This window comes from Streptomyces sp. NPDC046215 (assembly GCF_040646215.1).
In the GTDB taxonomy this organism is placed as follows: Bacteria; Actinomycetota; Actinomycetes; order Streptomycetales; family Streptomycetaceae; genus Streptomyces; species Streptomyces stramineus.
Window position 1 is genome coordinate 1 of record NZ_JBEYZW010000145.1, and the last position, 8,641, is coordinate 8,641.

Consider the following 8,641-nt stretch of genomic DNA (forward strand, 5'->3'; position numbering starts at 1 on the left):
CTGGCTGCCCTGGTCATTGAGCGGCACGGGTGGGTGCAGGGCCGGCTTCGTGACCGGCGCGGGTGCTCAGCCGATACCAGCCCGTCCGGCGATTGAGGACACCGCCGCGCAGCGGTGGTGCACCCCCACGCCCAGCCGGCAAGGCCTAGGCTGCACAGTCCGTGTGTACCCGAGGACCCAGGAGGCGGACATGGTGTGGACGTGGCGGTTCGAGAAGGCCGACGGGACGGAGACGGCCCCCGCGGTGGAGCCGGAGGAATTCACCACCCAGGGCGACGCGGAATCCTGGATCGGTGAGGTCTGGAAGGAGCTCCTGGACGGGGGCGCCGAGCAGGTGACGCTGTTCGAGGACGACACACAGATCTACGTGATGAGCCTGCGCGCCGCCAGCGACGCCTGACGGGACGCCCGCCGCGCGGCGGGGCCCGGCGGGCACGGTCTGTGCCCGCCGGGCCCCGCGCTCACACCGTGCCCAGCGTGACCGGTGCGGTCCGCCGCGTCCCGCCCCGGTCGTAGGTCACCTCGGCCCGGTCGCCGGGTTTCAGGCCGGCGAGCAGCTCGGTCAGGTCCTGCATGGTCGCGACGTCCTGGCTGTTGAGCCGGGTGAGGATGTCGCCGGCCCGCAGCCCCGCCTTGTCGGCGGGCCCGTCGCGGGTGACCTCGACGACGGCGACCCCGGCGGGGGAGTAGTCGCGGCCCACGATCGTGCGCCCGGTGATGCCGAGCGCCGCCCGCCCGGAGTCGGTGACCTTGCCGCTCTTGATGATCTGGTCGGCGATGGTGCGGACGGTCGCGGCGGGGATCGCGAAGCCGATGCCCGGCGCGGGCCCCTGGCCGAGCTCGGGGTCGACGGCGGCCAGCGTGGGGATGCCGATGACCTGCCCGGCCAGGTTCACCAGGGCGCCTCCGCTGTTGCCGGGGTTGATGGCCGCGGAGGTCTGCACCATGTTGGCGATGGTCGCCCCGGTGCCCCCGCCGCCCCGGCCCGCGCTGACGGTGCGGCCGACGGCCGAGACGATGCCCTGGGTGACGCTGCTGGAGAGGCCGAGCGGATTGCCCATGGCCAGCACGATCTGCCCGACCTCGACCTTGGCGGAGTCGCCGAACGTGGCGGGTTTGAGGTTCTTGGGCACGTCGTCGAGGCGGATGACGGCGAGGTCCTGCTCGGGGTAGCCGGCCACGAGCCGGGCGCCCACGGCCCCGCCGCCCGTGGCCATGGTGACCTTGAAGGTGTCGGCGCCGTCGACGACGTGGGCGTTGGTGACGACATGGCCCCGGTCGTCGTAGAGGACCCCGGAGCCGAGGCCCTCGCCGGTGGTGATCTGGACGACGGACGGCAGGACCTGCTTGACGACCTTCTCGTAGGCGGCCTGGAGGTCCCCGGCCGAGCCGGGGACGGAGGGTGCGGCGCGCTCGCTCGGGGCCGCCGTGCCCCGCGGGACACCCGCCGAGTCGGAAGGGCCGGAGGGGCCGGAGGAATCGGAGCACCCCCCGAGCAGCACCGCCGCGCAGACGGCGGCGGTCAGAGGCGGCAGGAGCCGGCGCGGGCGGGTCCGGGCGCGTGAGACATCCATGGTTCGGAGTATCACTTCGACCCGGCCCGCTGTCCTCGCCGAATGCGCCATGTGCCCCCGGTTCGCACCCCGTGCGCCGGGCGCGTGAGCGGGGCGCGCGATGCGGGTGCTGCCGCGGCGGCAGGTGCGCGGCACCGGCCGCCTCAGCCGCGCACCCCGCACAGGTGCAGCTGCGCGGCCACCGCCCGGTAGGGGTCGGTGCGCCCCGCGCGGTCCTCGGCGGCCAGCAGCCGCGCCAGCTCCGCCTCGGAGGCCGGCTCCCGGCCGCCCGGGGCCCGGTCGGTGAAGACCCGCACCCCGAACCACGTGTGCAGCGGCGCCCCGATGCCCGCCAGCGTCGCCGTCAGCGTCTCCAGCCGGTCCGCGCGCACGCGCTGCCCGGCCCGGTTGGTACAGGCGGGGGAGTCGAAGGCCGCCAGGGCCGTGTCCCAGTCGCCGCCCAGGCCCGGCCGCATCGCCAGGGCGTCGGCGTTGTGCACGAGCAGCGAGAGGAGACCGCCGGGGGCGAGCACCCGGGCCAGGCCCGCGAGCATCGGGTCCGGCTCGGTCACGTACATCAGCACCCCGTGGCAGAGCACGACGTCGAAGGTGCCGGGCAGGAAGTGCGCGCCGGTGTCCCGGCCGTCGCCCTCGATGATCCGCACCCGCTCCCGGATGCCCGGGGGCTCGGCGGCGAGCGCCTCGCGCACCCCCGCGACCGTCCGCGGGTCGGGCTCCAGGCCCGTCACCTCGTGGCCGGCGCGGGCCAGGCGGAGCGCCTGGGTGCCGCGGCCGAGGCCGACGTCCAGGACGCGCAGCCGGCGGCCCACCGGATAGCGGGCCACGATCTGCTCGTCGAGCTGGCGGGCGACCAGTTCCCGGCGGACCGCGTTCCGTAAGCCCGCGCGCCCGCGCGCGTCCCCCGCGCCGGAACCGGCCGCGGGGGCGCTTGCGCTCAGGGCTTCTCCCCGCGCTTGACCTTCGCCTTGGGCAGCCGCAGCCGGCGCATCTGGAGCGTGCGCATCAGGGCGTACGGGACCGCGCCGCGGAGGTTCTCCGCGGGGAAGCGCTTCTTGAGGGCGCGCTTGAGGGTGACGGCGGTGACCACGGAGTTGATCACGATCAGGGCGATCACGATCATCCACAGCAGCAGGACGTACGTCTGGAACGCGCCCTGGTTGATCATGCTGAGGATCAGGATGACCACGGCGAGCGGGAGGAAGAACTCCGCCACCGAGTACCGCGAGTCCACGAAGTCGCGCGCGAAGCTGCGGATCGGGCCCTTGTCACGAGCGGGCAGGAACCGCTCGTCCCCGTTGGCCAGCGCCTCGCGCTGCTTGGCCATGTCCACCCGCCGGGCCTCCCGCGCGCGCTTGGCGGCGTCCTTGCGGTTGGTGGGGGTACTGGCCAAGCTGCGGCGCTGCGAGCTGGCCTCGCTGCGCTTGGGGGTCGGGCGGCCCTTGGGTGCCTGCGGGTCGCGCTGCTTCTGCTGGTCCGCGCTCACCTGGGTGGCTGCGGCCTGCTCATCCTTGGAAGTGGAACGGCTTCGGAACACAACACCCAAGGGTACGGGGTGCCGGCGGGCACTCCCCAGCCCCACGGGGGAACGATCCGGCAACAGCGGCACGTTCACCCCGGGGGCCGCCGGACGGCCGTCCGGCCCCCGGCCCGGACCCCGGCCGGCCCCGGTCCCGCGTCTACTCCCTGCGCCGGAGGAACGGCCCCTCGTGATCGTCCTGCAGGAGGAGCGCATCAGGGCCCGAACAGTGCGGTAATGGAAGCAGGGCCCGTACTGTGGGGTCTGCAAGAGTGCTGGAGTTCGCAGTCCGTCAGAAGGGGGCGCCCGAGGCCCATGAGCGGTGTCATGAAGCGTATGGGAATGATTTTCCGCGCGAAGGCCAACAAGGCCCTGGACCGGGCCGAGGATCCGCGCGAGACACTCGACTACTCGTACCAGAAGCAGCTCGAACTGCTGCAGAAGGTGCGCCGCGGCGTCGCCGACGTCGCCACGTCCCGCAAGCGCCTGGAGCTCCAGCTCAACCAGCTCCAGGGCCAGTCCGCCAAGCTGGAGGACCAGGGCCGCAAGGCACTCGCGCTCGGCCGTGAGGACCTGGCCCGCGAGGCCCTCTCCCGCCGCGCCGCGCTGCAGCAGCAGGTCAGCGACCTGGAGACGCAGCACACCACGCTCCAGGGCGAGGAGGAGAAGCTCACCCTCGCGGCGCAGCGCCTCCAGGCCAAGGTCGACGCCTTCCGCACGAAGAAGGAGACCATCAAGGCCACCTACACCGCCGCCCAGGCCCAGACCCGCATCGGCGAGGCGTTCTCCGGCATCTCCGAGGAGATGGGCGACGTCGGCATGGCCATCCAGCGGGCCGAGGACAAGACGCAGCAGATGCAGGCGCGCGCCGGCGCCATCGACGAGCTGCTCGCCTCGGGCGCCCTCGACGACCCCACCGGCACTGCCAAGGACGACATCACGGCCGAGCTGGACCGCCTCTCCGGCGGCAGCGACGTCGAGCTGGAGCTCCAGCGGATGAAGGCCGAGCTGGCGGGCGGCAGCGGTCCGAAGCAGGCTATTGAGGGCGGCACCGCAGGACAGGCCGAGCAGGCCCGCCCGCAGGACCAGCCGCGCTTCGACAAGCAGTAGGACCGGCAGTGCGCCACCAGGCACCCGACCGAGGGAGACCGTCATGATCGTGCGGATCATGGGGGAAGGGCAGTGGAAGCTGGCCGACGGCCACTTCACCGAGCTCAACACGCTGGACGACGAGCTGCTCCAGGAGATGGAGAGCGGTGACGGGGAAGGCTTCCGCAGCACCCTGGGCGCCCTGCTCGACGCCGTGCGCCGGCTGGGCGAACCGCTGCCCGACGACGCGCTCGAACCCTCGGAGCTGATCCTTCCCGCCCCCGACGCGACCCTCGACGAGGTCAGGCAGATGCTCAGCGACGACGGTCTCATCCCCGGCTGACCCCGCCCGCACTCCCGCCGCACCCCGGGGCCCCGTTCGCCGGACGACACCGGCACTCCAGCACGGCCGCGCCCCTGCCCCGCCACCGGCGGAGCGGGGGCGCGGCCCGTCCGGACCAGCACACCGGGCCGACCGCCGCGCGGCCCCCGCGCGAGGGGACCACCGATGACCTCCCTGGCCGCCACCGGCCTCGCCCGGCCGCACCGCTGGCTGCGCGCGCACCCGCTCGCCGCGGACGCCCTGCTCGCCGTCGCCGTCTTCGTGACGGTCATGATCGGCACGGCCGTGGGCCGGCACAGCGCGCGCCACCCGCCCGACGGCGACGTCTACCTCCTGTCCGCCCTGGCCTGTGCCTGCCTGATCCTGCGCCGCACCGCGCCGCGCGCGGTCCTCGTCGCCACCTCGGCCCTGACCCTGCTCGAAATCGTCACCACCGGCGACGACCCGCCGCGCACCCAGATCGCGATGGCCGTCGTCGTCGCCCTCTACACCGTGGCCTCGCGCACCGAACGGCCGCTGGTCTGGCGGATCGCCCTGCTGACGGTCGCCGTCCTCACCGGCGCCGTCATGATCTTCGGGAGGCCGCCCTGGTACTCCCAGGAGAACCTCGGCCTGCTCGCCTGGACCGGCCTGGCCGGGGCCGCCGGGGACGCCGTCCGCAGCCGCCGCGCCTACGTCGCCGCGGTCGAGGAGCGGGCCGTGCGGGCCGAGCGCACCCGCGAGGAGGAGGCCCGCCGCCGCGTCGCCGAGGAGCGGCTGCGCATCGCCCGCGAGCTCCACGACGTCGTCGCCCACCACATCGCGCTCGTCAACGTCCAGGCCGGGGTGGCCTCGCACGTCATGGATTCCCGGCCCGACCAGGCCAAAGAGGCCCTCGCGCACGTCCGCGAGGCCAGCCGCTCGGCGCTGGCCGAGCTCCGCGCCACCGTCGGCCTGCTGCGCCAGTACGGCGATCCGAAGGCCCCCACCGAGCCGGTCCCCGGCCTCGGCGTCCTCGACCGCCTCGTCGACGGCTTCACCCGGGCCGGTCTGGGCATCGAGGTCACCGCGTCCTCCGTCCTGCCGGAGGGGCCCGGCGACTGCGGGGACGCCGCCGGGGCCGCCGCCGTCCTCGGGCCGCTGCCCGGGGCCGTCGACCTCACCGCCTACCGGGTGCTCCAGGAAGCGCTGACCAACGTCCACAAGCACGCCGGGCCCGGCGCCCGGGCCCACGTCGCCCTGCTGCGCCGCCCCGACGCCCTCCGGCTGACGGTCGTGGACGACGGCGAGGGCCGGCCCGAGGGGCCGCGGGAGCCGGCCGGGCCGGTGGGCGGCCACGGGCTGATCGGCATGCGCGAACGCGTCGCGGCCCTGGGCGGCAGCTGCGACGCCGGACCGCGCGCCGACGGCGCCCGCGGCTTCGAGGTCCGGGCCGTGCTGCCCGTGCAGGGCCGGGCCGCGCCTACGCTGACCCCATGACCGACGCGACCGGCGCGCCCGCGGGCCCCATCCGAGTCCTCCTCGCCGACGACCAGGCGCTGTTGCGCAGCGCGTTCCGGGTGCTGGTGAACTCCGAACCCGACATGACGGTGGTGGGCGAGGCGGCGGACGGCGCGGAGGCCGTGGAGCTCGCCCGGCGGCACCGGCCCGACGTCGTCCTGATGGACATCCGGATGCCCGGCACGGACGGCCTTGCCGCGACGCGGGCCATCTGCTCGGACCCGAGCCTCTCCCAGGTGCGGGTGGTGATGCTGACGACGTTCGAGGTCGACGAGTACGTGGTGGCGTCCCTGCGGGCGGGCGCCTCCGGATTCCTCGGCAAGGGCGCGGAACCGGGGGAGCTGCTGGGGGCGATCCGCATCACGCGGGCGGGGGAGGCCCTGCTGTCGCCCGCGGCGACCAAGGGGCTGATCGCCTCGTTCCTGGCGCAGGGCGGCCCCGCGTCCTCCGCGGACGGCGCCCGGGCGAGCGCCGCCCGGCTGGCGGCGCTCACGGGCCGGGAGCGGGAGGTGCTGGTGCACGTGGCGGGCGGGCTGTCCAACGACGAGATCGGCGAGCGGCTGACGGTGAGCCCGCTCACCGTCAAGACCCATGTGAACCGCGCGATGGCCAAGCTCGGCGCCCGCGACCGCGCCCAGCTGGTCGTCATCGCCTACGAGTCGGGACTGGTCCGGGCGCGGACGGACTAAAGCCACGGGGGCCGGGGCGGGCCGGCGGTCCGGCCCCGGCACCCGGCGGCCGCTACGGCAGGGCCAGCATCCGCTCCAGCGCCAGCTTCGAGAAGCTCGCGACCTCGGGGTCGACCTCGATGCGGTTGACGACCTTGCCGTCCGCGAGGGACTCCAGCGCCCACACCAGGTGCGGCAGGTCGATGCGGTTCATGGTCGAGCAGAAGCAGACCGTCTTGTCGAGGAAGACGATCTCCTTGCCCTCGTCGGCGAAACGATTCGCCAGACGCCGTACGAGGTTCAGCTCCGTGCCGATGGCCCACTTGGAGCCGGCCGGGGCGGCCTCCAGCGTCTTGATGATGTACTCCGTCGAACCGACGTAGTCGGCCGCGGCCACCACCTCGTGCCGGCACTCGGGGTGCACCAGCACATTGACGCCCGGGATGCGCTCGCGCACGTCGCGGACCGACTCCAGCGAGAAGCGGCCGTGCACCGAGCAGTGCCCGCGCCACAGGATCATCTTCGCGGCCCGCAGCTCCTCGGCCGTCAGCCCGCCGTTCGGCTTGTGGGGGTTGTACAGGACGCAGTCGTCCAGGGACATCCCCATGTCGCGCACGGCGGTGTTGCGGCCCAGGTGCTGGTCGGGCAGGAAGAGGATCTTCTCGCCCTGCTCGAACGCCCAGTTCAGCGCCCGCTCGGCATTGGAGGAGGTGCAGATGGTGCCGCCGTGCTTGCCGGTGAAGGCCTTGATGTCGGCGGAGGAGTTCATGTACGAGACGGGGACGGTCACGTCGGCGACGCCCGCCTCGGTCAGCACGTCCCAGCACTCGGCGACCTGCTCGGCGGTGGCCATGTCGGCCATCGAGCAGCCGGCCGCCAGGTCCGGCAGGACGACCTGCTGCTCCGCGGAGGTCAGGATGTCCGCGGACTCGGCCATGAAGTGCACGCCGCAGAAGACGATGTACTCGGCGTCGGGCCGGGCGGCCGCGTCACGCGCGAGCTTGAAGGAGTCCCCGGTGACATCCGCGAACTCGATGACCTCGTCACGCTGGTAGTGGTGGCCGAGCACGAAGACCTTGTCGCTGAGCCTTGCCTTGGCCGCGCGGGCACGCTCCACCAGGTCCGGGTCGGAGGGCGCCGGCAGGTCGCCGGGGCACTCCACACCGCGCTCGCTCTTGGCGTCGGCCTCCCGGCCGAGCAGCAGGAGGGCGAGCGGGGACGGCTGGACATCCAGGGGTTGGGCGGTGGTCACGACACGCACCCTTTCTGTTCTGCGGACGGCCCCTAGGGCCTTGTCGTCAATTTGACGCTATCTATCATAACCGCTTCACGTCAGTTTGACGATGCCCATTGCGTCGATGTGACACATTCCCGATCGGCCGAACGGTGTGCGAGCATGAAGGACGGAAGACTTGAACGCCGTGCCCGGAATGAATCCGGACGGCCGGCGGTTGCAGCCGAGGGCAAGCAGTCCGCACCGAACCCGGGAGTGAAGCAGATGTCCGTTCAGGACGAGAAGACCACTGTGAGCGACGGCATCCTCCTGTCCGACGCCGCCGCCGGCAAGGTCAAGGCTCTGCTGGAGCAGGAAGGCCGTGAGGACCTGGCCCTGCGCGTCGCCGTCCAGCCCGGCGGCTGCTCCGGCCTGCGCTACCAGCTCTTCTTCGACGAGCGCTCGCTCGACGGCGACGTCGTCAAGGACTTCGACGGCGTCAAGGTCGTCACCGACCGGATGAGCGCGCCCTACCTGGGCGGTGCCTCCATCGACTTCGTCGACACCATCGAGAAGCAGGGCTTCACGATCGACAACCCGAACGCCACGGGCTCCTGCGCCTGCGGCGACTCCTTCAGCTAGGGCCTCCCGGCGGGGCGTGAGAGTGCCCGGACGGGCTGGTAAGGGCTGAGCTCAGCCCATACCAGCCCGTCCGGCGTTTGAGGACGCGCCCGCAGGGCGCCCGCCGCCGCAGGCGGC

At 73.4% G+C, this 8,641-nt stretch carries 10 protein-coding genes; 6 read left to right on the plus strand and 4 right to left on the minus strand.

Annotated features, from left to right (window positions below):
- Positions 1-190: 190 nt before the first annotated feature.
- Positions 191-400 (plus strand): hypothetical protein, encoded by a 210-nt coding sequence (locus tag ABZ951_RS32845; RefSeq protein ID WP_344091478.1) that lies wholly within the window; start codon positions 191-193, stop codon positions 398-400.
- A 61-nt stretch (positions 401-461) separates the two neighbouring features.
- Here ABZ951_RS32845 and ABZ951_RS32850 read toward each other — a convergent pair whose 3' ends face one another.
- The 3 genes from ABZ951_RS32850 to ABZ951_RS32860 all read right to left on the minus strand — a co-directional run bounded on the left by ABZ951_RS32850 (position 462) and on the right by ABZ951_RS32860 (position 3,108).
- On the minus strand, positions 462-1,574 hold the full coding sequence (locus ABZ951_RS32850) for a trypsin-like peptidase domain-containing protein (RefSeq protein WP_344091481.1): 1,113 nt from the start codon (positions 1,572-1,574) through the stop codon (positions 462-464).
- Between the two features lie 143 nt (positions 1,575-1,717).
- Positions 1,718-2,428, minus strand: coding sequence for a methyltransferase domain-containing protein (locus tag ABZ951_RS32855; RefSeq protein WP_344091595.1), 711 nt, complete (start codon positions 2,426-2,428; stop codon positions 1,718-1,720).
- An 80-nt stretch (positions 2,429-2,508) separates the two neighbouring features.
- Positions 2,509-3,108 (minus strand): DUF3043 domain-containing protein, encoded by a 600-nt coding sequence (locus ABZ951_RS32860; RefSeq protein ID WP_344091484.1) that lies wholly within the window; start codon positions 3,106-3,108, stop codon positions 2,509-2,511.
- 297 nt (positions 3,109-3,405) lie between these two features.
- Between ABZ951_RS32860 and ABZ951_RS32865 the strand changes: the two genes are divergently transcribed.
- The 4 genes from ABZ951_RS32865 to ABZ951_RS32880 all read left to right on the plus strand — a co-directional run bounded on the left by ABZ951_RS32865 (position 3,406) and on the right by ABZ951_RS32880 (position 6,690).
- Positions 3,406-4,200 carry a PspA/IM30 family protein gene (locus ABZ951_RS32865; RefSeq protein WP_344091486.1) on the plus strand — a complete coding sequence of 265 codons (795 nt, stop codon included), beginning with the start codon at positions 3,406-3,408 and terminating at the stop codon, positions 4,198-4,200.
- 43 nt (positions 4,201-4,243) lie between these two features.
- Positions 4,244-4,522, plus strand: a complete 279-nt coding sequence (locus ABZ951_RS32870; RefSeq protein WP_344091488.1) for a hypothetical protein — start codon at positions 4,244-4,246, stop codon at positions 4,520-4,522.
- A 165-nt stretch (positions 4,523-4,687) separates the two neighbouring features.
- The gene (locus ABZ951_RS32875; RefSeq protein ID WP_344091490.1) at positions 4,688-5,980 is read left to right on the plus strand and encodes a histidine kinase; all 1,293 of its coding nucleotides are present in this window, start codon (positions 4,688-4,690) and stop codon (positions 5,978-5,980) included.
- Entirely contained in the window at positions 5,977-6,690 is a 714-nt protein-coding gene (locus ABZ951_RS32880) for a response regulator transcription factor (RefSeq protein WP_344091492.1), read from the plus strand. The genes ABZ951_RS32875 and ABZ951_RS32880 overlap by 4 nt, the downstream gene beginning before the upstream one ends.
- Positions 6,691-6,742: 52 nt before the next feature.
- Here the strand turns inward: ABZ951_RS32880 and nadA are convergent, their stop codons facing one another.
- Entirely contained in the window at positions 6,743-7,921 is a 1,179-nt protein-coding gene (nadA, locus tag ABZ951_RS32885) for a quinolinate synthase NadA (RefSeq protein WP_344091494.1), read from the minus strand.
- Between the two features lie 246 nt (positions 7,922-8,167).
- Between nadA and ABZ951_RS32890 the strand changes: the two genes are divergently transcribed.
- Complete coding sequence (locus ABZ951_RS32890) at positions 8,168-8,524, plus strand: iron-sulfur cluster assembly accessory protein (protein WP_344091496.1); 357 nt, start codon at positions 8,168-8,170, stop codon at positions 8,522-8,524.
- Positions 8,525-8,641: the final 117 nt, after the last annotated feature.

Bases quoted from the DNA above. Each gene is read 5' to 3' on its own strand.
- ABZ951_RS32845 (WP_344091478.1), top strand. From the start codon at position 191: ATGGTGTGGACGTGGCGGTTCGAGAAGGCCGACGGGACGGAGACGGCC.
- ABZ951_RS32850 (WP_344091481.1), bottom strand. From the start codon at position 1,574: ATGGATGTCTCACGCGCCCGGACCCGCCCGCGCCGGCTCCTGCCGCCT.
- ABZ951_RS32865 (WP_344091486.1), top strand. From the start codon at position 3,406: ATGAGCGGTGTCATGAAGCGTATGGGAATGATTTTCCGCGCGAAGGCC.
- ABZ951_RS32870 (WP_344091488.1), top strand. From the start codon at position 4,244: ATGATCGTGCGGATCATGGGGGAAGGGCAGTGGAAGCTGGCCGACGGC.
- ABZ951_RS32875 (WP_344091490.1), top strand. From the start codon at position 4,688: ATGACCTCCCTGGCCGCCACCGGCCTCGCCCGGCCGCACCGCTGGCTG.
- ABZ951_RS32880 (WP_344091492.1), top strand. From the start codon at position 5,977: ATGACCGACGCGACCGGCGCGCCCGCGGGCCCCATCCGAGTCCTCCTC.
- ABZ951_RS32890 (WP_344091496.1), top strand. From the start codon at position 8,168: ATGTCCGTTCAGGACGAGAAGACCACTGTGAGCGACGGCATCCTCCTG.